The organism is Alphaproteobacteria bacterium (assembly GCA_040216735.1).
Classification (GTDB): Bacteria; Pseudomonadota; Alphaproteobacteria; order SHVP01; family SHVP01; genus CALJDF01.
This window is the reverse complement of the sequence record JAVJOO010000002.1, coordinates 707081-728333: the sequence shown is the minus strand read 5'-3', so window position 1 is coordinate 728333 and position 21253 is coordinate 707081. Positions and strand designations below refer to the sequence as shown.

Below are 21253 nucleotides of genomic sequence, written 5' to 3'. Positions count from 1 at the left end.
CAAATCCGGTGCTGGTTCTAGGAATTGAGACAAGCTGCGACGAAACCGCCGCCGCGATCGTCGATGGGACCGGGACGATTCTAGGCGACGTCGTGTTGTCGCAGCTCGACGATCATGCGCCCTACGGCGGCGTCGTGCCGGAAATTGCCGCCCGCGCGCACGTCGATCATCTCGATGGCATCATTGACCGTGCGATGGCGGAAGCCGGTCTCGGCTACCGCGATCTTGATGGGATCGCCGCAACGGCGGGACCGGGTTTGATAGGCGGCGTCATGGTTGGCCTGATGACCGGCCAAGCCATTGCAGCGGCGACCGGTCGACCGTTCATTGCCGTCAATCATTTGGAAGGTCACGCCTTGACCGCGCGGCTGACGGATCGCGCCGAGTTTCCCTACCTGCTGTTGTTGATTTCGGGCGGGCATTGCCAGCTCCTCGAAGTACGCGGCGTCGGCGCCTACCGCCGGCTGGGCACGACCATCGACGATGCGATCGGCGAGGCCTTCGACAAGACGGCAAAACTTCTGGGGCTAGGCTACCCTGGCGGCCCGGCGCTCGAGGCAGCGGCCACGGCGGGAGACGCAAAGGCCGTTGCCCTACCGCGGCCCTTGGCGGGCACGGATACCTGCGACTTTTCGTTCTCCGGCCTGAAGACCGCCGTGGTGCATGCCGTGAACAAGGCCAAACCGCTCGACGCGGCACGGCGCGCCGATATCGCCGCATCGTTCCAAGCAGCGGTTGCCGATGTCTTGGCCGACCGCGTGGCGCGGGCGATGCAGCGCTACGCAGCTCGGCATCCGGACGCGCGACGATTGGTCGTGGCGGGCGGCGTCGCGGCGAATCGTACGCTTCGGACCCGCTTGGCCGAGGTCGCGGCAACGCACGATTTCACCTTAATGGTGCCGCCCGCGCGCCTGTGTACCGACAATGGCGTGATGATCGCCTGGGCTGGGGTCGAACGGCTGCGTCTAGGATTGATCGACGGCTTGAACACGGCGCCGCGGGCGCGATGGCCCCTCGACATGGAAGCTGCGGCAGCCGGCGCCAAGGCTTAGTCTCGGACCGACCCGCTGGACAAAACGGAGGAACCGCAAAAATGCTCAAGGAAGACCAAATGCCCGAGCGGGTCGAGGTCCGCAACGCGTTCCCCACGCCGATCGCGATGGCGATGCTTCCCGACACCGACAAGCTCAACAAACAGCTAAAAAAAGCCATTCTGGCGCGCGAGAAGAAAGAAGCGCCGCGCGACACCTATGACAGCAACATCGGCGGCTGGCACTCGGAACGGAATTTTCCGGACTGGGGCGGTGCTGCGGGAACTCAGATCATCGAGACCGCGCGCGTCCTGGCGGACAAGATGACCGCAAGCCGCTCCGGCCGGCCCGCCGAGATCGATTGGCAGGTGAACGCTTGGGCCAACATCAATCGAACCGGCCATAGCAACGAGTTCCATGTCCACCCCGGCTGCTTCTGGTCCGGTGTGTACTACGTCGACGATGGCGGTTGCGCGGCAGATAAGTCGCTGGGCGGCGAGTTCGTGATTATGGATCCGCGCGGCCCCGGTCCGTCGATGTATGCCCCCTCGCTGTGTTTCCAAGGTCCGGGTGGCAATTCGGTCGGCGCGACCGAATTATTGAGCCCGCGCACGGGCGTCATGCTGATGTTCCCGTCGTGGCTGTCGCACGGCGTGCGGCCCTACCACGGCACCGGCGAACGTATCTCGATCGCATTCAATCTCGCCGTGGCGCCGTAGATGGGATTGCGCAAGTTTGGCGTGATCGGTGCGGGCGCGTGGGGCACGGCGCTGGCCAATGTCGCCGCCGCCAATGGCGCCGCAACCGTGATCTGGGCGCGCGAGGAAAATGTCGTGGACTCGATCAACCACGCCCACCGCAACCCGACCTTCTTGCCCGATATCACGATCAACCCGCATGTCCGCGCGACCGGCGATATCGCCAATGCGTGCAATGCCGAAGCGCTTTTGTTCGTCGTCCCGACCCAACACGTACGCGCGGTGGCCGAACTGGCAGCGCCCCACATCCGCGAGGGACTCCCGGTGGTGCTCTGCGCCAAGGGCATCGAGTTAGGGACCAACGCGCTTCTCAGCGACGTCCTGCGCGAGGCCGTGCCCCAAGCGTTGCCCGCCGTGCTGTCGGGCCCGACATTCGCCGACGAAGTCGCCCGCGGCCTGCCGACGGCGGTGACATTGGCCTGCGCCGACCGCGCGATCGGGGAAGCGTTGGTCGAAAGTTTGGGTAGCGCCACGTTCCGGCCCTACCTCTCAACCGATGTTGTTGGCGCCCAGATCGGCGGGGCGTTGAAGAACGTGCTGGCCATTGCCGCCGGTATCGTCTCGGGCCGCGGTCTCGGGGAAAATGCCCGGGCGGCGATCATCACACGCGGCCTTGCCGAGATGCTGCGCTTTGGCGAATCGTTGGGCGGCAAGGGCGTGACGTTGATGGGCCTGAGCGGCCTGGGCGACCTCGTCCTTACCTGTGGATCAGCGAAGTCGCGCAATCACACCCTCGGCTTGGCACTGGCACGTGGCGAAGACGCCGCCGACTTTCTGGGCGCGCGCCGATCGGTCGCGGAAGGCGCCTATACCGCCGCGGCGGTTGTGGCAATCGCCGCCAAACGAAAGATCGACGTCCCGATTTGTCGAGCCATCGACGCGATCCTCAACCACGGTGTGGGTATCGAGGAGGCGATTGAAGCGCTGCTCAACCGCCCGTTCCGCGCCGAGACCGGCTAGCCGCCAGCCTAAACTTGACCAGTAGCGGCTGGCCGGACGCCGCCGTCATCCGTTACAGTGCCTCCTTCAAAATTGGGAGGACACCACAATGGCCTATTTCGCGATCTACTGCGCCGACAGCGCCGACGGCACCCGGCTGCGCAAGGAAAACCATGAAGCTCACATGAAACACATTGGTAAGCACATCGGCCAACTGATGCTGGCCGGCCCCTGCCCACCGATGGACGGGAGTCCGCGCGAGGCGAGCTTCCTGGTGGTTGAGGCCGCCGATGCCGCCGCCGCAAAGGCGATGGTGGAGAACGATCCGTTCAACGCCGCGGGCGTGTGGGACGAGGTCGTCGTGCGCGAATTCAAACCGCTGGTCGGTGCCTGGGCGCCGAAAGCCTAGCCGGCGGTGCTGTTCGCCATCTTCTGTCTGGATCGACCGGACCGAGGGCATCTGCGGCAGTCGCTGCTGGATGCCCACCGGGCCCATTTCCGCCAAGCCGGCGATGCCGTGCGGGCCGCGGGGCCGATGCAGGACGACACCGGCGCGGCGCAGTGCGGCAGCCTGATCGTCTTTGAAGCCGAGACGATCGACGACGCCCGCGCTTTCATCGATTCCGACCCCTATGCCAAGGCCGGTCTATTTGAACAGGTTACCGTACGGCAGTGGCAGTGGATGTCAGGTGCGGACAAGCCGGAGGATTAGATGGCCTATTGGTTGATCAAATCGGAACCCGAGACTTGGTCGTGGGACGATCAAGTGAAGAAGAAGGTCGAGCACTGGGACGGCGTACGGAATTTTACCGCCCGCGCCAACCTCAACGCGATGAAGAAGGGAGATCGGTGCTTTTTCTACCATTCGGGTGGTGAGCGCCAGATTGTCGGGACGGTGAGCGTCGTCAAAGAAGCCTATCCGGACCCGAGCGACGAGAGCGGCCGCTTCGTGATGGTCGACGTCAAAACCGGAGAAGCCCTTAAGACTCCGGTGACGCTGAAGCAGGTCAAGGAAGACGCGCGTCTCGCCGACATGGAGTTGGTGCGCCTATCGCGGTTATCGGTCCAGAAGGTCGACGCAAAGGCGTGGACGTTGATCTGCAAGATGGGCGGCGTGAAGCCCTGAGTCCGGCGCCCGACTACCGCGACTTTCCCGGAGCGCCCGAGGGGATCGTCGATCTATGCGCCGCCGCCGAGATTGCCGAGGGCACCTCTCGGGTTTTTACTTTTGGCACTGGCGCAGCGTTGTTCGAAATGTTCGTTCTGCGTCCGCCGGCTGGCGCGCCACGCGGTCCAACCGATGTCGACGGCCTCGTCGCCTACCTTAACGTCTGTCCCCACGCCTTTGCGCCGATGGACTGGAAGCCGGGCGAGTTTCTCGACTTTGAACGGCGTTACATCCACTGCACCGCCCATGGCGCCAAGTTCAGGATCGACGACGGCATGTGCATTGACGGCCCGTGCCTCGGTCAACCGCTGACGCCGGTGCCGATCGCCGTCGTCAACGGCCGGGTGCGCATCGTCCCGCCGCACGGGCAATCCTAGCGGGCGAAGTCGCGGTAGTGTTCGGCGATATCGGCGACGGCCGTGGCAATCAGCGCGCGGCCTGCTTCGGGCGACGCCAAGGCCGGGTCCGACTCCATCCGTCCGTCGGGAAATTTGTTTCGGTAGTCGTCGGCCGTCGTAAAGCGCTGCGCCGGGGCTGCGGGATCGAGCCGGCGCACCGGGCCCATCGCACCGGGATGCACGAATTGGGTGACAGCGATTTCGCTTGGCGTGGCGTGGCTGCCCTCGCGGTTGCCATACCATGATTCTCGCAGCGCCTTGGTGCGCGGCCCCGCCCACCAATTGACGAAGGCACAGGCCGCGGCATCGACGCTTCCCGCGTTGAAACGCTTCACTGTTTCCGCGAGAACGGCGATGTTTCCACCGTGTCCGTTGATGAAATAGAACTTCCGGAACCCGTGGCGATAGAGGGACGACGTATAGTCTTCCATCACAGCAACCAACGTTTCCTTGCGCAGCGTCATCGATCCCGCGAATGCCATATGGTGTTCAGCGAGACCGACCGGGATTGGCGGTGCGACCATGACATCGAGTTCCGCGCCGGCCGCCGCCGCGACCGTCCGGGCGCAAATATCGTCGGTCCCAATCAACCCCGTCGGCCCGTGCTGCTCGGTCGATCCGATCGGAATAAGGACGCCGGTCTCCCGTTCGAGGTATCGTTCAACTTGCGGCCAAGTGCACTGTTCAAGAAGCATAGCGGCCAACATACAGACCGCCATGGGCAGCGCCTACCCGGGCTTAAGACCTTGCCCGTTCTTGTGCTGGCGCAATGACATCCCGATAATTCTGCCGCAACATTTTCGCTAACGCAGCGTATTAGGAGAGCGCCATGACCGAGGTTCACCTCCATCCCGTGCCGGAAGCATGGAAAGAACGCGCGTGGTGCGATGCAGCGCAGTACGAGGCGATGTACCGCCGCTCGATCGACGATCCGGAAGGTTTCTGGGGCGACGAGGCCAAACGGCTCGATTGGATCGCGCCGTGGACGCGTGTCAAAAACGCCACGTTCGGTCCGCCGGTGTCGATCAAATGGTACGAGGGCGGCAAGCTCAACGTTTCCGCCAATTGTATCGACCGGCACCTCGAGACGCGCGGCGATCAAGTCGCGATCATTTGGGAGGGCGACGATCCTTCGGTGTCGAAGTCGATCACCTACCGCGACCTCCATGAAGAAGTCTGTCGCTTCGCCAATGTTCTTAAATCGCGCGGCGTGAAAAAAGGCGACCGGGTCACGATCTACATGCCGATGATACCCGAAGCCGCCTATGCGATGCTCGCCTGCACACGGATCGGCGCCATTCACTCCGTGGTGTTTGGGGGCTTTTCGCCGGACTCGCTCGCGAACCGAATCCACGACTGCGAATCGACCTGCGTCGTTACCGCCGACGAAGGGTTGCGCGGTGGAAAGACCGTTCCGCTTAAGGCCAATACCGACCGAGCTTTGGAGAAGTGCCCGGCTGTCGATACCGTCATCGTTGTCGAGCGCACCGGCGCCGACGTGCCCTACGTCGACGGCCGCGATGTGCGCTACGCGGCCGCGCGGGCCGCTGCCGAACCGACGTGCCCGGCGGAGGTTATGGACGCCGAAGACCCGCTGTTCATTCTCTATACGTCAGGCTCGACGGGAAAACCCAAAGGTGTCCTACACACCACCGGCGGCTATCTCGTATTTGCCGCGATGACCCACCAGTACGTGTTCGACTACCACGACGGCGATGTCTATTGGTGCACCGCCGATGTCGGCTGGGTGACAGGGCACAGCTACATCGTTTACGGCCCACTCGCCAACGGCGCGACGACCCTGATGTTCGAGGGCGTCCCGAACTACCCGGACTCGTCGCGCTTCTGGCAAGTCTGCGACAAGCACAAGGTGAATATTTTCTACACCGCGCCAACCGCGATCCGCGCCCTAATGCGCGAAGGCGACGGGCCGGTCAAAAAAACCAGCCGCGCGTCGTTGCGTCTCTTGGGATCAGTGGGCGAGCCGATCAACCCGGAGGCGTGGGAATGGTACTACCGCGTGGTCGGTGACAGCCGCTGCCCGATCGTCGATACGTGGTGGCAAACCGAAACCGGCGGCATCCTCATTTCACCATTACCCGGCGCGACCGACCTGAAACCGGGATCCGGCACCAAGCCGTTCTTCGGCGTGGTACCGGCGTTGGTCAATCACGAAGGGAAGATCATCGAAGGCGAAGGCGTCGGCAACCTGTGCATGCTCGAATCGTGGCCGGGTCAAATGCGCAGCGTGTACGGCGATCACACGCGGTTCGAGGAGACGTATTTTTCGCAATTTCCCGGTAAGTATTTTTCCGGCGACGGGTGCCGGCGCGACAGCGACGGCTACTATTGGATTACCGGCCGGGTCGACGACGTCATCAACGTGTCGGGCCATCGCCTTGGCACCGCCGAAGTCGAAAGCTCGCTCGTCGCCCATCCGTCCGTCGCCGAAGCGGCGGTTGTCGGCTACCCGCACGACATCAAGGGGCAAGGAATCTATGCCTATGTCACGCTGACGGTGGGAACCGAGCCTACGGAGGCATTACGCAAGGAACTGCTGCAATGGGTGCGCAAGGATATCGGTGCGATTGCCACGCCGGATCTGTTGCAGTGGGCGCCCAGTTTGCCCAAGACCCGGTCCGGTAAAATCATGCGGCGAATCCTGCGAAAGATCGCGGCCAACGAACACGATCAACTTGGCGATACCTCGACGCTGGCCGAGCCTGCCGTGGTTGACGATCTCGTCGCCAACCGGATGAACCGTTGATCCGTTAGAAGTCGACGGCGATTCCTTTGCGCTCCCAATCGCCGTAGCGCGTTGGTTCCAATCCTTTGGGCCCCCCCGTTTCGCGTGGCTTCGCGGCGTTCTCGTTTGGGTCCGGTGCGGCGGGCGCGGCCCGATTTGGTGCGTCCGGTTTTTTCAACGGTGGGTGCTTTTTGGTCACGGCAGTCGCCTCCTGTCGGCTTGGCCTATAGTATCCGCGTTTGTCGCCGTCCCGACACCCCGGAATCAACGCCCGTATTGAGACACATGAGCTACCCTCGGACCGCGACCCTCCTCTCGGCCACCATCGCCATGATGCTGATCCTGGCCGGGATTGGCCTCGACACGCGCTGGGCGCTACCGACGATCGCCACAGTCTTAGGTTTCCTGGCCGCGGTCCATTGGTTCGGTCTGCGGGTGGTCGGCAGCAAAGCGCGGCGTCCTTTGACCCAGTGGCCGGGCCTACCCGTCGCGGCCATCGCGGAGGACCTGAGCGCCGATGCCGGCATTCCGCGACCAAACCTTTTCCTGGTTCACAGCGACGTGCCCAATGCCTTCGCCTCCGGACGTCCATCACCGAACGCGTCGATCGCCGTTACCGCCGGGTTGCTCGCCTCCCTCAGCGAACGGGAAATCCGCGGGGTACTGGCCCATGAGATAGCCCATATTGTGCGCCACGACGCCCGTTTCCTGACCCTCGCCGCCATTGGATGCGGCCTGGTTTTCGGTAGTGTCGGCGGCCTGGCCGCAGCGGTCCTCGACCCAACCCAGGGGTTGGCGGTGTTGGGTGCTGGCACGCTCGCGGCAGCGCTTTGCCAAATGTCGATCAGCCGCGCCCGGGAACACGCCGCCGACCGCTTGGGCGCGGCGATCTGTGGCAACCCGCTGTGGATTGCCGCGGCGTTAGAGCGGATCGAGACCATGGCCCTTCCCACGGGGGCCAGGACTCCGCGCGGTTGGGCGCTCGAGACCTATCAATTCGGACCGCGGCGCGACCGGGTCCTAAGTCTGCTATCGACCCACCCGCCGACCGGCGAACGGATATTCCGCCTGCGCCGCTTGGCGGGTTTGACCGACCCCTGGGTCTAGGTGGCCGAACCAACCGATCCAAGCGACGCGACCCGCGCCGCCGGCATGCCCAGTCGCGAGATTGCCCTTAACCTGATCTCCAGCGTGCTCGACGACCGCCGCTCGCTCACCGACGTCTTGGACCGTGGCGTTCGCGGTGCCGAAAAGGCCAGCCCCGCCGACCGCGCCTTCGGCCGTTTAATCGCGGTCACCGTCCTGCGCCGTCTCGGCGAGATCGACGCGATCATCGCGGAGCGCGTCAAACGCCCGTTGCCGCGCGACGCCCAACGGGTCCAGCATGTGTTGCGGATCGTCACGGCCCAAATTTCCTTTCTCGGTACAGCGCCCCACGCAGCGGTGAACTGCGCGGTCGAACAGGCCAAGCGGTGTCCCGGTCGCTATGCGTCTTTGGTCAATGCGGTTGCCCGCCGCTTCGCCCCGATCCCACCGGACCGACCGGTCGAGGGCAAAGTGAATCTCCCCGGTTGGCTTTGGGAAAGTTGGAGCCAGGCCTACGGCACCGACGCCGCAGGCCGGATCGCCGCGGTGCAGCGAACCGAACCGCCCCTCGATGTCAGTATCGCGGTACCGGCCGATACCGCGCGGTGGGCCACCGCGCTGGACGGGGAGGCCTTGATTCCAGGCACGGTGCGTTTGCCGCGCGCGCGCGACGTTCCCACGCTGCCCGGCTTCGCCGATGGCGCCTGGTGGGTTCAAGATGTGGCGGCGTCGCTACCGGCGCGGCTCTTGCTGGCGGCGCTTGACGACGCCCCGTCTGCAAGGATCGCCGACCTTTGCGCCGCCCCCGGCGGCAAAACGGCGCAGCTTGCCGCCGCCGGCGCGACGGTTACAGCGGTGGACGCGGACCCCGCCCGCCTCGTCCGCCTGCGGCAAAATCTAGCGCGGTTGAACTTGACGGTCGCGGTCGTGGCTGCCGACGCGCGGACCTGGGCAGGCGAGGAAACCTTTGACGCGGTCCTGCTGGATGCCCCGTGCACGGCCACCGGCAATATTCGGCGCCACCCCGACATCCCCTGGCTGAAGCGACCTGCCGACGTGACGCAGGCAGCCGCGCTGCAGCGAGACCTGCTGCACAACGCGTGGCGGTTGGTGCGCCCGGGCGGTCATCTGGTCTACGCCGTCTGCTCGCTCCAACCCGAGGAGGGTAAACGCCAAATCGCGGCTTTCCTCGGCGAGACGGGCCGACGGGTGCCGATCGCGGCAGGCGAGGTATCGGGGCTCGCAACCCCCGATCCCGACGGCGACCTCCAGACGCTGCCCTGCGACCAAAGCGACCGCGGCGGTATGGACGGATTCTTCATCGCTCGGCTGCGCAAGGAGTCATAGGTTCGTTGCGGGCGACTCCTGAAGTTGTTACAGAGAGTCATGTCCCAAACCGTTCGGATCGCGCCGTCGATCCTCGCCGCCGACTTCGCGCGGCTTGGCGAAGAAATTCGCGCCGCGGAAGCTGCCGGCGCGGACCTCATCCATATCGATGTGATGGACGGCCACTTTGTCCCGAACCTCACCATCGGTCCCGACGTGGTTGCGGCATTGCGCCCCCACACGGCGCTTCCCTTCGACGTTCACTTGATGATTTCGCCGGTGGACACCTACGTCCCGGCATTCGCCGCAGCCGGCGCAGATATCATCACAGTTCACCCCGAAGCGGGCCCGCACTTGCATCGCACGGTGCAATTGATCAAATCGCTTGGCAAGAAAGCCGGCGTCGCCCTCAATCCCGCGACCGGCGCCGAAGCTATTGAAAACGTCCTCGACGAGGTCGATCTGGTTCTCGTTATGTCGGTCAACCCAGGATTCGGCGGACAAAAATTTATCCCCGCCCAGCGCACGAAGATCGCCCGGCTCCGCGACATGATCGCCGCCAGCGGCCGCCACATCGATCTGGAGGTCGACGGCGGCATCACCGTCGCAACCGCACCGGGCGCGATCGCCGCCGGCGCGACGATCCTGGTCGCCGGTACCGCTGTGTTTACGGGCGGACCCGAAGCCTACGAGTCGAACATTCGGGCCCTGAGGTGCGCCACCACGTGACGGGGGATGTCCCGACCGATCCCGCCGCGCCTCACCACCAAACCTCTACGGCGCAACTGCCGGTCCCGCGCTGGCGCCGCCAACTCGCGACGACCCTCTTTCGGACCAACCTGTACCAAGCGGCCTTGCGGCGCGGCACCCACCTGACCATCGGGTGGACGCCGCCGCTGGTAGTGCCGGGGTCGACAAACAACGCCAATGCCATGTTCCAAGGCCGTTACACCTTTGCCGGCCACACCGTCCTGAGCGCCACCGAGGCGCCCTGGCGGATGCCCGATGTACCGCCGGCTTGGCTGCGCCGATGCCATGAGTTCTCGTGGCTTGCCGATTTCAGCGCCGCCGACGGCCCTACCGCGCGGCGGCAGACCCGGGCCTTGGTGCGACGGTGGATTGTAGACTTCGGCCGTTGGTCGCCCCTTGCCTGGCGGCCCGATATTCTGGGTATTCGGCTGGTCGCATGGCTGGCCCATGCCGATTTTCTGCTGGTCGACGCCGAGCCGGATTTCAGCGCCACGTTCCTGGGTCAAATCGGGGAACAAGTCCGACACCTGAGTCGGGCGCAGGCCGTCGCCGACACCACGGCGCAACGCACCATTGCCCGTGCGAGCTATTTGACCGCCAGCCTTGCTTTGGGGCGGCGGGTCGCCCAATTCGACCGTCAGGTCGACCGGGTGACCGCGACGGCCCAAGCGGTCGCTAACGGCGTCGCGACCCGTACACCGTCCGATATACTGCGCACGCTGCCCCCGTTACTGACCTTGCGCGAGGCGCTGCGCGGCGCCGAGAAACCGGTCGATCCCGCGCTGGATACCGCAATCGACCGCTTGGGTAGCGCCCTGCGGTTGCTGACCCACGGCGACGGCGGCCTCGCGATCTTCCATGGCGGCATTGAGAACGACCCCGAGACAGTGGCGACCGTCGTCGCCCGCACCAAGCGAACGCCTCTGCCCGCGACGTTCGGATTCGCCCGGCTGGAACAAGGACGCTTGCGAGTTCTCGCCGAGGCGTCCGGACCGCCGCCGATTGACGATGCCGGGTTTGCGGCCGCCCTGGCGATCGAGGTGTCGATCGGCAAGGAACGATTGTTCGTCAACTGCGGTAGCCCCGAGGGCAGGGACGACGCCTGGCAAGCCGCGGCCCGCGCTACGGCGGCCCACACCGCGTTGACCATCGACGATCGCAACCAAGACCGGAGCGACCTTGCCGCCGGGTCGCCCGACATCCTGCGCGGCGAGGAAGGCGATAATGTATGGTTGGAAATCGCCTCGAACGGCTACGCCGCCGCCTTCGGCGTACGCATGACCCGACGCTTCCACATGGCCAAGGACGGCCACGAACTGGTCTGCGAGGAAAGAATTGGACCCTACGGTGCCGGGGCAACAACGCCCAATCCCCAGGCGTTATGCGCGCGCTACCATCTGCATCCCGATGTGACCGCATCGCTTCTGGGCGATGGACGGCAGGTTCTCCTGCGCCTCGGTAACGGTACCGGATGGGTGTTCGAGGTCGCCGACGGCACGGTTCGTATCGAAGACAGCGTCTATTTCGGTCAATCGGGAAAACTGCGCCGTATCAAACAAATCGTGGTGTCGCGTCCCGTCACTGCCCGCTCGGGCGGGTTCATTTGGCACCTGATGCGCATGGACGGTCGCGCCTGACCTAAAGCTGCCAGCGCCGCAATCCGGCGATGGTGCGATCGCGCCAGATCCCCTTGATGTCGGCCAGGACGCCGCCGGACTTGAGAAGCCCGACCAACTGATCGTCGCCCAGCGCTACATACTCGTCGTGGGCGACAGCACCGATCACGGCATCGAACCCGCCCGCCAGATCGCCCGCCAGGGCGATGCCATAGAACTGCTCGGCCTCGGCCGGATCGGCGATCGGGTCGTGAACCGTTACCGTATGACCAAGGTCGCTCAACCGGCGTACGATATCGACGACCCGCGTATTGCGTAAGTCGGGGACGTTTTCCTTGAACGTTAGGCCCATCACGAGAACCCGTGCGTTCGGAGGCAGGTCCGCCGCAACCGAATCGGCGATGAAGGCGCCCATGCCGTCGTTGGTGCTGCGGCCTGCAAGGATCACTTTCGGATCGTGGCCAAGCGCGACGGCCTTCGCTGCCAGATAGTACGGGTCGACACCGATACAATGGCCGCCCACCAACCCCGGGCGAAAATCGAGAAAATTCCACTTGGTCCGCGCCGCATCCAAGACGTCGTGGATCGACAGATCCATTTTGTGGAAGATCGTGGTGATTTCGTTGACGAAGGCAATATTGATGTCGCGCTGCGCGTTTTCGATCACCTTCGCCGCCTCGGCGGTGCGGATATCGCGGGCGCGAAAAACGCCGCCCGTCGTGACCGCGCCATAGACCGCCGCCAGCGTCTCGGTGACCCCAGGCGTTTGTCCCGCGATCACTTTAGTGATGCGCTCGACGGTGTGTTCGCGGTCGCCCGGGTTGATCCGCTCCGGCGAGTAGCCGAGGAAAAAATCGACGCCACAGGCAAGGCCGGACTCCGCGGCGAGAATAGGCCCACAGATTTCCTCGGTAACACCGGGGTACACCGTGCTTTCGTAGACAACGATCGCGCCTTTCTTGAGGTGCCGGCCTACCGTGCGCGAGGCCGCCTCGACGGCGCCGAGATCCGGTTGGTTGGCCGCATCGACGGGGGTTGGGACGGTGACGATCAGAACATCCGCGTCCGCGAGGGCCTTGGGATCCGTAAAAAACGCGGCACCGCTTTGCAGCAAGGCCTCGGACGAAACCTCGCCGGTCCGATCCTTGCCTGCGGCGATCTCCGCAATCCGCGGCGCGTTGATGTCGAACCCGACGACTTCGTGGTGACGCGCCAAGGCAACCGCCAACGGCAACCCCACATAACCCAAACCGACAACGGCTATTTTCATGCGCCTATCCGACCCCAGGGAAAAGGTACTCTGCGAGGGCGCATCGCTCAGATGTCGATTCGTTGTGGAAACGATATTCGTGCGCCCGCCTATTCGACGTTGCCGTTCAATGCGCGATTCTGTGGAACCGGTCAAGCCGGGTGACGCCACGCACCCTGGGGATCAGGCGTTCACTTGGTACGCAATTGAGACGTCTATCGGTGCGCCGCCGCGAATGATGTATTCTCTCGGAGGTCGATGTGACGTTCAACTCTCCAAACCCCTATCCCGTTAGGCGCCGCCGGGAGCGACCTGAATTTCCGCAGAGACGTGAAGCGGCGCTCATGTTCTTGAATCGCCCCCAACCTCCGGCCATAAGGTTGTCATGACAATTGCAACCACGATCCCCGTCCGATGTGCGGCGTAGCTGGTTTTCTCCAGCTCTCCTCCGAGACCGCCGCGCCGCTTGAGGCGGTGGCGCAGGCCATGGCCGACACATTGCGGCACCGAGGGCCGGACGATTCGGGCGCATGGACCGACGCAGAGGCCGGCATCGCCTTGGGTCACCGCAGATTGTCGATCATCGATCTGTCGGCGGCTGGGCATCAGCCCATGGCCTCGGCAAACGGCCGCTTCGTCGTCAGTTACAACGGCGAAATCTACAACCACGGCGAACTCCGCGCCGAATTGGAAGCGATGGGCGCCGTATTTCGCGGCCATTCCGACACCGAAGTCGTCGTCGAAGGCTTTGCACGCTGGGGCATCGATGCGACGCTGCGCCGATTGATCGGCATGTTCGCCTTTGCGGTGTGGGATCGCGAGACGCGGACGCTGTCGTTGATCCGCGACCGGCTCGGCATCAAACCGCTGTACTGGGGCCGTTTCGGCAACACCTTTGCGTTCGGCTCAGAGTTGCGCGCCATTCGCGCCCATCCACGCACAGCGACCACGATCAATCGGGACGCCGTCGCCGACCTCGTACGCTTCGGATACGTATCCGGCACCAAGTCGATTTACAACGAAGTCCACAAAGTTGCGCCTGCCGGCATTGTCACGATCAAGACAGACGGGGCGGTCGGTCACGACACCTTCTGGCACGTCGGCTCGACAAGCACCGATGCAGCGGAGGCTCCCGAGGAGACACGGGCCCGCATCGAAGCGCTATTGAGCGATGCGGTGAAGCGGCGGATGGTTGCGGACGTCCCGCTCGGCGCATTTCTGTCGGGCGGAATCGATTCGTCGGCCGTGACGGCACTGATGCAGCGCCACAGCAGCCGACCGATCAAAACCTTCACCGTCGGGTTCGGGCAGCATGACTACGACGAAGCGGACCACGCACGCCTCGTCAGCACCCACCTCGGCACCGATCACACTGAGATTCGATTCGATGCGGACGAAGGCGCTGCACTCATCCCGCGCCTGCCGGAGATGTACGACGAACCCTTCGCCGACTCCTCACAGATCCCGACGTTCCTAGTTTCGCAAGTCGCGAGGCGCGACGTGATCGTGGCGCTGTCGGGCGACGGCGGCGACGAAGTCTTCGCCGGTTACACCCGGCATCAGTTCGCGGCCCGCTGGCCGGGGTTGCAGCGAAAGCCCTTGGCACTGCGCCGCGCCCTCGGTGCGGCCCTCCGCGCAACGCCCCCCGCGACGCTCGATCGGCTTGTCGGCTTGCTGCCACGCAATCGCCGGCCACCACAGGCCGGGATGCGGCTGCACAAACTCGGTGGCGTTCTGGGCGCGGTATCGATCGACGCGGTCTACGACGCCCTGGTCGCCTACGGCGATCACTTCGTCCTAGGTGCCCAGCCCGCGCCGCATCCCAAAGGTGAGACCGATCCCGCCGATCCGATTCTATGGATGCAGACCCGCGACCTCGGCGGCTACTTGCCCGACGATGTCCTGACCAAGGTCGACCGCGCCAGCATGGCGGTTGGCCTTGAAGTGCGGGTACCGATCCTCGACCACCGTGTGGTCGAGGCAATGTGGGCATTGCCGACCGAAATGAAGATCCGGGCAGGTACATCGAAATGGCTGCTGCGAGAAATTCTCTACCGCCATGTGCCACGCTCTCTGTTCGATCGCCCTAAGCAGGGGTTTGCCGTTCCCGTCTCCCGGTGGCTGCGTGGCCCGCTGCGCGACTGGGCAGAAACGTTGTTGGCGGAGCCGCGCCTGGCGGCGGAAGGATATTTTCACCCGCCGACGGTACGCCGTCTTTGGCAGGATCATTTGTCCGGTCGTTTCGACCGCGCGGGCGCGTTATGGGCCGTTCTCATGTTCCAAGCCTGGCACGAACACACGTCCGGCGCCGTACGGTGAATAAACCCAAGCTCCTCATGGTGCTCAACGACGCCCCGTTCTTTATTTCCCACCGATTACCGATCGCCCTCGCCGCGCGCAATGCGGGGTTCGATGTCCACATCGCCGTGCCGCACGACGCCGGGCCCGTTGCGGTCATGCAGCGTGCGGGCTTTCATCATCACGATATCCCGCTGAAACGCGGGGCACGGCGCATCGGCGGCGAACTCGCCTTGATCGCGTCGTTGTGGCGCATCGTCGGGGCGGTACGGCCCGACATCCTCCATGCCGTCACGATGAAGCCGGTTCTGTATGCCGGATTGGTGGCACGCCTTCGGCGCGTCCCGGCGGTTGCGCACGCCATTACCGGATTGGGATATTTGTTTTTGATCGATGGACTCGCAGCGCGCGTCCAGCGCAGCCTCGTCAAACGGCTCTACCGTTTTGCGCTCGGCCACCGCAACGCCGTGGCGATTTTTCAAAATCCGGACGACCTTGGGCTGTTCCTCAACAACCGCTTAGTCGACCCGGCCATCACGGCGATGATCCGCGGCTGCGGTGTCGACATGGACCGCTTTGCCCGACAGCCGGAGCCCACCGGCACACCCGCAGTGGTCTTTCCGGCCCGAATTCTGGGCGACAAGGGTGTCCACGAATTCATCGCGGCTGCCCGCAGCCTGCGGGACCGCGCCCGGTTCATCCTGGTCGGCCGCACCGACCCGGACAACCCGACCGATGTCGGGGAAGACGGGATCCGCGCCTGGGAGCGCGAAGGCATCGTCACGTGGGACGGGTTTTCCACCGACATGCCGCGTGCCCTGGCCCAAGCCAACGTCGTGTGCATGCCTTCCTACCGCGAGGGCCTTCCCCGGGTGCTGATCGAGGCCGCGGCGATCGGCCGTGCCATCGTGACCACCGATGTACCCGGATGCCGCGAAATTGTCCGCGACGGCGACAACGGCTTGCTGGTTCCTGCCCGCGACGGAACGGCTACGGCAGACGCGATCGCTCGCCTCCTCGACGATCCGGCGTTGCGCGCCCGCATGGCTGCCCGCGGCCGCACGATTGCCGAAAACGAATTCTCCGTCGACATCTTTGTCCGCCAGTCGCTCGCGGCCTATCGGCGCATCCTGCCATCGGCGTTCCCCGCGGAGCCTGGCAGCAACCCCTCCGGCACCCCGCCGGCGATCTGATATAAGCGGCTATGGTCTTGACGATGATCGTTGCCGCCGCGACGGCTTTTCTCGCAACGCTTTTCGGCACCGGTGCGCTGATCCGTGCGCTACGTGCACGTGCTATTCTGGACTATCCCAACGATCGGTCGAGCCACGCGGTACCGACACCCGTCGGCGGCGGTCTGGTGGTCATTACCGTCGTCGCAGTCGCGTGGACGATTGTCTGGGCGCTGTCGGCGCTGCACCACGGCGCATCCTTCACCTATCCCGTTCCGTTGGTGGTCGGGCTTTCCTTGGTCCTTGCCGTTGTATCGTGGCACGACGATCGTCGACCGTTGTCCCCGGTGCTGCGTCTGTCGATACAGGCGATTGCGGTTCTGATTGGCATTGCCGCGCTTGCGGCGCACGGGCGGATATTCCAGGGCGTTGTGCCCTACGGTCTCGATGTCGCGCTTACCGCATGGATTTGGCTATGGATGGTCAATCTGACCAATTTCATGGACGGGATCGACGGCATCACCGGCGTTGAAGGGGCTAGCATCGGGATCGGCGTCACCCTGTTGGCGCCGATGGCAGCGGCGGCCGGCCTTGCACTCGGGACCCTACCACCTGGCAATTTCGCCCTTTACGGCTTGATCGTCGCCGCCGCACTTGCCGGCTTCACCTGGTGGAACTGGCAACCGGCGCGCATCTTTCTCGGCGACGTCGGCGCCGTTCCCCTCGGGTTCTTGCTCGGCTGGATGCTGTTGGAAGTGGCCGGTGCCGGCCTGTGGGCAGCGGCACTGCTGCTTCCGATGTATTACCTGATGGATGCCACGCTGACGTTGCTCCGGCGGTTGGTTCGGCGCGAGGCGTTGATGCGAGCCCATCGCAGTCATTTCTATCAGCGCGCGGCGCGACGGCTGGGCGCGCATGCGCCGGTTTCGCGCATCGTTCTGATACTCAACGTCGTTCTGATCGGCCTTGCGTATACGAGCGCGCACCAACCGGACATCCAGGGTGTTCTGCTGGCCGTCGGGGTGATACTGACTGCGGCGGTGCTGTGGTACTTTGCCCGCAACACCGCCCCATCCGATCGCCCCGCCACGCCATGAATGCCTCCGATTGCCTGGTATGACCGACAGTCCGTCACCGCGCCGCTTCGTCAGTTTGTCGCGCGTCAGCGTGGTCGCGCTCCACGACTTGATACAGGCGACGATTGCGTTCGAACTGGCGGTATGGCTGCGCCATCAGATGTTGGGCAACGACGTGCTGCTGTTCGCGACGTGGCCGAACACCCTGACGTTTGTCGTGATCTGCGCCCTCGTTTTTTGGCGGGTCGGACTCTACCGCGGCATCTGGCATTACGCGTCGGTCACGGATCTTGTCACGATCCTCAAAGGGGTAACACTCGGGCTCCTCATCTTCTTACCGGCGCTCTTCCTGGTCACGCGCTTGCAAGACTTTCCCCGGACATCGCTGCTGCTGGTCTGGCCGCTGTTGGTGGCCCAGCTCAGTTTGCCGCGCCTCGCCTATCGCCTGCTCAAAGACGGCGACCTCAGCGCGGTATTCGAGCGCAGCCACGACGACCGGGTACCGGTACTCTTGGTGGGCGCTGGCAGTAGCGCCGAGGTTTTCATCCGCGAAATGGGCCGCCCCGGGACGCCCTACAGCGTGGTCGGCATCGTCGACGACAAACCGGGGCGGATCGGCCGCGACATCCGCGGCGTCCGCGTGATGGATACCGTCGAGCATATTCCGGACGTGGTCGCGCGGCTGGATGCCCGGGGTCAGCGCCCGCAACGTCTGTTGCTGGCCACCGAAAAGATCGACGCCGACGGTTTGCGCGCCCTACTGGCCCGCGCCGACGGTCTCGGCATGACGATGGCCCGCCTCCCCCGGCTGACGGACTTCCAAGCCGGTCAGGACGGCGCGGCGCGCACTGCCATCCGCCCACTGGCCATGGAGGATTTGCTGGGCCGCCCGCAAAAGGTGCTGGACCGCGAGTCGATGCGGCGGTTGATCGCCGGACGTCGCGTGCTGGTTACTGGAAGCGGCGGCACGATCGGCGGCGAACTCGTGCGACAGATCGCCCTGTTGGCCCCCGCGCATATCACCTTGCTCGATAACGGAGAGCATGCGCTCTACCAAATCGATATGGAGGTGGCGACGTTACATCCGGCAGTAAGCCGCCGCGCCGTGCTGGCCGATGTGCGCGACGCGGCGCGCATTGCCCATGTGTTTGCCGACGAGCGGCCTGAGCTGGTGTTCCATGCTGCTGCGTTCAAACACGTACCGTTGTCGGAGCAGAACCCCCACGAGGCCCTTCTCACCAATGTCATCGGTTCGCGCACCGTGGCGCGCGCCTGTCTGGACCACGGCGTCGCGACGATGGTCTTGATCTCGACCGATAAGGCGGTCAACCCGACCAGTGTGATGGGCGTGACCAAACGATTGGCGGAGATGTATTGCCAAGCGTTGGGGCGCGAGAGTGCCGCTGCCACGCGTTTTGTCGCCGTGCGGTTCGGCAACGTTCTAGGTTCGACCGGATCGGTGGTCCCGCTGTTTCAAAGGCAAATTGCCGCGGGGGGGCCGGTGACCGTGACCGACCCGGCGACCACACGCTTTTTTATGACCACCCGCGAGGCAGTGGAACTCATCCTCCAAGCCTCGGCGCTTGATGCAACGCAACAGGTTCCGGGAACTGTCTTCGTCCTCGACATGGGTGAGCCAGTGAAAATCGAAGATCTTGCACGGCAGATGATTCGTCTCGTCGGCCTGCAACCTGACAAAGACATCGAAATTCGCTTCACCGGTCTACGGCCGGGCGAGAAGTTGCACGAAGAACTGTCCCATGAAGCCGAAGATCTGAGCCCGACCGCGCAAACCGGCATTCTGCGCGCGGCGCCGCGGACCATGCCGCTGGCAGCGCTCGACCAGACCTTCGACGATCTGCGCGACGCCGCGCGACGCGAAGACCTCGGCGCGGTCATCGGTTTGATCCGTCAGGCCGTCCCGGAATTCACCCCCCATGATGCCGCTCGTCCGAGCGGCAATCTTTAGACTTCTAAGGAGAGCCCGACCGCATGAGTACTCCCCAGCCCGTAAAACGCGCCCTGTTGTCGGTCTCCGATAAGACAGGCTTGGTCGACTTCGCCCGGTTCCTTGCCGACCAAGGTATCGAGATTCTATCGACTGGCGGATCGGCCAAGGCCATTGCCGATGCGGGTGTCGCCGTTACCGAAGTATCCCGCCACACCGGTTTTCCGGAGATCATGGACGGCCGGGTGAAGACGTTGCACCCCAAAATCCACGGCGGTCTGTTGGCTGTGCGCGACGATGCCGCGCATGCCAAAGCTATGGCGGATCACGACATCGCCGGGATCGATCTCGTCGCGATCAACCTCTACCCTTTCGAAGAGACGGTCGCGGCGGGCGCCGACTTCGATACCACGATTGAGAACATCGATATCGGCGGGCCCGCGATGATTCGGTCAGCCGCGAAGAACCACGCCTATGTCGCGGTGGTTACCGACCCCGCGGACTATGGCGTCGTCATGGAGGAAATGCGGCGAAACGCCAATGTCGTCGGCAAGGAAACGCGGGGACGGCTCGCGGCGAAGGCTTTTGCGCGGACAGCGTCCTACGACGCGGCGATCGCCGCATGGTTCGCGGCCGAACGCAAAGAACAGTTCCCGGATCGCCTGATCCTCGGCGCCCGGTTGGCCCAGGGCTTGCGCTACGGCGAGAATCCCCATCAGAACGCCGCGTTCTATCACGACGGATCGGGCCGCGCGGGCGTCGCGACCGCGCATCAAGTCCAGGGCAAGGAGTTAAGCTACAACAACATTAACGATACCGACGCGGCGGTCGAACTGGTGGCCGAACTCAGCGACCGTGGCCGGCGTCCGGCGGTCGCCATCATCAAACACGCTAACCCGTGCGGGGCCGCACTCGGTGAAAACTTGATCGACGCCTACGAAAAAGCTTTGCGATGCGATCCCGTCAGCGCCTTCGGCGGCATCGTCGCCCTCGGCGGCCCAATCGACGAGGCAACCGCCAAACGCATCACGGAGATTTTCACCGAAGTCGTGATCGCACCCAGCGCCGACGATGCGGCCAAGGCGATCTTCGCCAAGAAGAAGAACCTGCGCCTCCTGCTGACCGACGGGTTGCCGGACCCGCGCGCACCGGGCATGACGATCCGCAGCGTCGCGGGCGGCTACTTGCTGCAGGACCGCGATTCGGGCGTCTTGAGCGACTCCGACCTAAAGGTCGTGACCAAACGTCAGCCGAGCGATCGCGAGACGGCCGACCTGTTGTTTGCTTTTTCGGTCGCCAAACATGTCAAATCCAACGCCATCGTTTACGTGCGCGACTTGGCAACGGTGGGCATCGGCGCGGGCCAGATGAGCCGAATCGACTCGGCCCGAATCGCCGCACGAAAATCCGAGGACGCGGCAACGGCGGCCGGCCTTTCCGACCCGCTAGTCAAGGGTTCGGTGGTCGCGTCCGACGCGTTTTTTCCCTTTGCCGACGGCCTGTTGGCGGCGGCAGAGGCGGGTGCCACCGCGGTCATTCAACCGGGCGGCTCGATGCGCGACGACGAGGTAATCGCCGCCGCCGACGCGGCCGGCCTAGCCATGATCGTGACGGGGCGGCGCCACTTCCGCCATTAAGGCAAGATTCCCCGCGACCTTGCGGGCCGCTCCTGTATCATGGCGCCCACTTTGC

General features: G+C 64.4%; 20 protein-coding genes. 17 read left to right on the top strand and 3 right to left on the bottom strand.

The window, feature by feature from the left end; translation table 11 throughout:
- Nucleotides 1-8 precede the first annotated feature (8 nt).
- From tsaD to RID42_04715, 7 genes are all read left to right on the top strand, one after another.
- A complete protein-coding gene (gene tsaD, locus RID42_04745; protein ID MEQ8246970.1) occupies nt 9-1052 on the top strand; it encodes a tRNA (adenosine(37)-N6)-threonylcarbamoyltransferase complex transferase subunit TsaD in 1044 nt (347 codons plus the stop codon).
- A gap of 41 nt (nt 1053-1093) precedes the next feature.
- Nucleotides 1094-1750 carry a TIGR02466 family protein gene (locus RID42_04740; GenBank protein MEQ8246969.1) on the top strand — a complete coding sequence of 219 codons (657 nt, stop codon included), beginning with the start codon at nt 1094-1096 and terminating at the stop codon, nt 1748-1750.
- Nucleotides 1751-2749 (top strand): NAD(P)H-dependent glycerol-3-phosphate dehydrogenase, encoded by a 999-nt coding sequence (locus RID42_04735; GenBank protein MEQ8246968.1) that lies wholly within the window; start codon nt 1751-1753, stop codon nt 2747-2749. It abuts the gene before it with no gap.
- An 88-nt stretch (nt 2750-2837) separates the two neighbouring features.
- A complete protein-coding gene (locus RID42_04730) occupies nt 2838-3137 on the top strand; it encodes a YciI family protein (GenBank protein MEQ8246967.1) in 300 nt (99 codons plus the stop codon).
- Nucleotides 3138-3143: 6 nt separating this feature from the next.
- Nucleotides 3144-3440 carry a YciI family protein gene (locus tag RID42_04725; GenBank protein ID MEQ8246966.1) on the top strand — a complete coding sequence of 99 codons (297 nt, stop codon included), beginning with the start codon at nt 3144-3146 and terminating at the stop codon, nt 3438-3440.
- The gene (locus RID42_04720; protein MEQ8246965.1) at nt 3441-3854 is read left to right on the top strand and encodes an EVE domain-containing protein; all 414 of its coding nucleotides are present in this window, start codon (nt 3441-3443) and stop codon (nt 3852-3854) included. It begins immediately after the preceding gene.
- The gene (locus RID42_04715) at nt 3815-4273 is read left to right on the top strand and encodes a Rieske 2Fe-2S domain-containing protein (GenBank protein MEQ8246964.1); all 459 of its coding nucleotides are present in this window, start codon (nt 3815-3817) and stop codon (nt 4271-4273) included. Before RID42_04720 ends, RID42_04715 begins: the two co-directional genes overlap by 40 nt.
- Here the strand turns inward: RID42_04715 and RID42_04710 are convergent.
- Nucleotides 4270-5001 (bottom strand): creatininase family protein, encoded by a 732-nt coding sequence (locus RID42_04710; GenBank protein ID MEQ8246963.1) that lies wholly within the window; start codon nt 4999-5001, stop codon nt 4270-4272. The two genes, RID42_04715 and RID42_04710, sit on opposite strands and share 4 nt — an antisense overlap.
- A 122-nt stretch (nt 5002-5123) precedes the next feature.
- Between RID42_04710 and acs the strand changes: the two genes are divergently transcribed.
- Nucleotides 5124-7061, top strand: coding sequence for an acetate--CoA ligase (acs, locus tag RID42_04705; protein MEQ8246962.1), 1938 nt, complete (start codon nt 5124-5126; stop codon nt 7059-7061).
- Nucleotides 7062-7065: 4 nt separating this feature from the next.
- Here the strand turns inward: acs and RID42_04700 are convergent, their stop codons facing one another.
- On the bottom strand, nt 7066-7218 hold the full coding sequence (locus RID42_04700; GenBank protein MEQ8246961.1) for a DUF1674 domain-containing protein: 153 nt from the start codon (nt 7216-7218) through the stop codon (nt 7066-7068).
- 107 nt (nt 7219-7325) lie between these two features.
- On the opposite strand from RID42_04700, the gene RID42_04695 reads away from it, so the two are divergent.
- From RID42_04695 to RID42_04680, 4 genes are read left to right on the top strand one after another with little or no spacing between them, the layout of a single operon-like run.
- Complete coding sequence (locus RID42_04695; protein ID MEQ8246960.1) at nt 7326-8147, top strand: M48 family metalloprotease; 822 nt, start codon at nt 7326-7328, stop codon at nt 8145-8147.
- On the top strand, nt 8148-9473 hold the full coding sequence (locus RID42_04690) for a transcription antitermination factor NusB (protein MEQ8246959.1): 1326 nt from the start codon (nt 8148-8150) through the stop codon (nt 9471-9473). It begins immediately after the preceding gene.
- 39 nt (nt 9474-9512) lie between these two features.
- Entirely contained in the window at nt 9513-10181 is a 669-nt protein-coding gene (rpe, locus tag RID42_04685) for a ribulose-phosphate 3-epimerase (GenBank protein MEQ8246958.1), read from the top strand.
- Nucleotides 10178-11839: a heparinase II/III family protein gene (locus tag RID42_04680; GenBank protein ID MEQ8246957.1), complete on the top strand. Its 1662-nt coding sequence runs from the start codon at nt 10178-10180 to the stop codon at nt 11837-11839. The genes rpe and RID42_04680 overlap by 4 nt, the downstream gene beginning before the upstream one ends.
- Nucleotide 11840: 1 nt before the next feature.
- On the opposite strand, the gene RID42_04675 is transcribed toward RID42_04680, so the two are convergent.
- Nucleotides 11841-13088 carry a nucleotide sugar dehydrogenase gene (locus RID42_04675; protein MEQ8246956.1) on the bottom strand — a complete coding sequence of 416 codons (1248 nt, stop codon included), beginning with the start codon at nt 13086-13088 and terminating at the stop codon, nt 11841-11843.
- 393 nt (nt 13089-13481) lie between these two features.
- On the opposite strand from RID42_04675, the gene asnB reads away from it, so the two are divergent.
- Genes asnB through purH form a run of 5 tightly spaced genes read left to right on the top strand, consistent with a single transcriptional unit; the run spans nt 13482 to nt 21198 of the window.
- Nucleotides 13482-15386 (top strand): asparagine synthase (glutamine-hydrolyzing), encoded by a 1905-nt coding sequence (gene asnB / locus RID42_04670; GenBank protein ID MEQ8246955.1) that lies wholly within the window; start codon nt 13482-13484, stop codon nt 15384-15386.
- Nucleotides 15383-16558, top strand: a complete 1176-nt coding sequence (locus RID42_04665) for a glycosyltransferase family 4 protein (GenBank protein ID MEQ8246954.1) — start codon at nt 15383-15385, stop codon at nt 16556-16558. Before asnB ends, RID42_04665 begins: the two co-directional genes overlap by 4 nt.
- A gap of 11 nt (nt 16559-16569) precedes the next feature.
- Entirely contained in the window at nt 16570-17634 is a 1065-nt protein-coding gene (locus RID42_04660; protein ID MEQ8246953.1) for a hypothetical protein, read from the top strand.
- A gap of 19 nt (nt 17635-17653) precedes the next feature.
- Nucleotides 17654-19582, top strand: coding sequence for a nucleoside-diphosphate sugar epimerase/dehydratase (locus tag RID42_04655; GenBank protein MEQ8246952.1), 1929 nt, complete (start codon nt 17654-17656; stop codon nt 19580-19582).
- Between the two features lie 23 nt (nt 19583-19605).
- Nucleotides 19606-21198, top strand: coding sequence for a bifunctional phosphoribosylaminoimidazolecarboxamide formyltransferase/IMP cyclohydrolase (gene purH / locus RID42_04650; GenBank protein MEQ8246951.1), 1593 nt, complete (start codon nt 19606-19608; stop codon nt 21196-21198).
- Nucleotides 21199-21253: the final 55 nt, after the last annotated feature.

Bases quoted from the DNA above. Each gene is read 5' to 3' on its own strand.
- RID42_04740 (MEQ8246969.1), top strand. From the start codon at position 1,094: ATGCTCAAGGAAGACCAAATGCCCGAGCGGGTCGAGGTCCGCAACGCG.
- RID42_04735 (MEQ8246968.1), top strand. From the start codon at position 1,751: ATGGGATTGCGCAAGTTTGGCGTGATCGGTGCGGGCGCGTGGGGCACG.
- RID42_04730 (MEQ8246967.1), top strand. From the start codon at position 2,838: ATGGCCTATTTCGCGATCTACTGCGCCGACAGCGCCGACGGCACCCGG.
- RID42_04720 (MEQ8246965.1), top strand. From the start codon at position 3,441: ATGGCCTATTGGTTGATCAAATCGGAACCCGAGACTTGGTCGTGGGAC.
- RID42_04710 (MEQ8246963.1), bottom strand. From the start codon at position 5,001: ATGTTGGCCGCTATGCTTCTTGAACAGTGCACTTGGCCGCAAGTTGAA.
- acs (MEQ8246962.1), top strand. From the start codon at position 5,124: ATGACCGAGGTTCACCTCCATCCCGTGCCGGAAGCATGGAAAGAACGC.
- RID42_04695 (MEQ8246960.1), top strand. From the start codon at position 7,326: ATGAGCTACCCTCGGACCGCGACCCTCCTCTCGGCCACCATCGCCATG.
- rpe (MEQ8246958.1), top strand. From the start codon at position 9,513: ATGTCCCAAACCGTTCGGATCGCGCCGTCGATCCTCGCCGCCGACTTC.
- RID42_04675 (MEQ8246956.1), bottom strand. From the start codon at position 13,088: ATGAAAATAGCCGTTGTCGGTTTGGGTTATGTGGGGTTGCCGTTGGCG.
- asnB (MEQ8246955.1), top strand. From the start codon at position 13,482: ATGTGCGGCGTAGCTGGTTTTCTCCAGCTCTCCTCCGAGACCGCCGCG.
- RID42_04660 (MEQ8246953.1), top strand. From the start codon at position 16,570: ATGGTCTTGACGATGATCGTTGCCGCCGCGACGGCTTTTCTCGCAACG.
- RID42_04655 (MEQ8246952.1), top strand. From the start codon at position 17,654: ATGACCGACAGTCCGTCACCGCGCCGCTTCGTCAGTTTGTCGCGCGTC.
- purH (MEQ8246951.1), top strand. From the start codon at position 19,606: ATGAGTACTCCCCAGCCCGTAAAACGCGCCCTGTTGTCGGTCTCCGAT.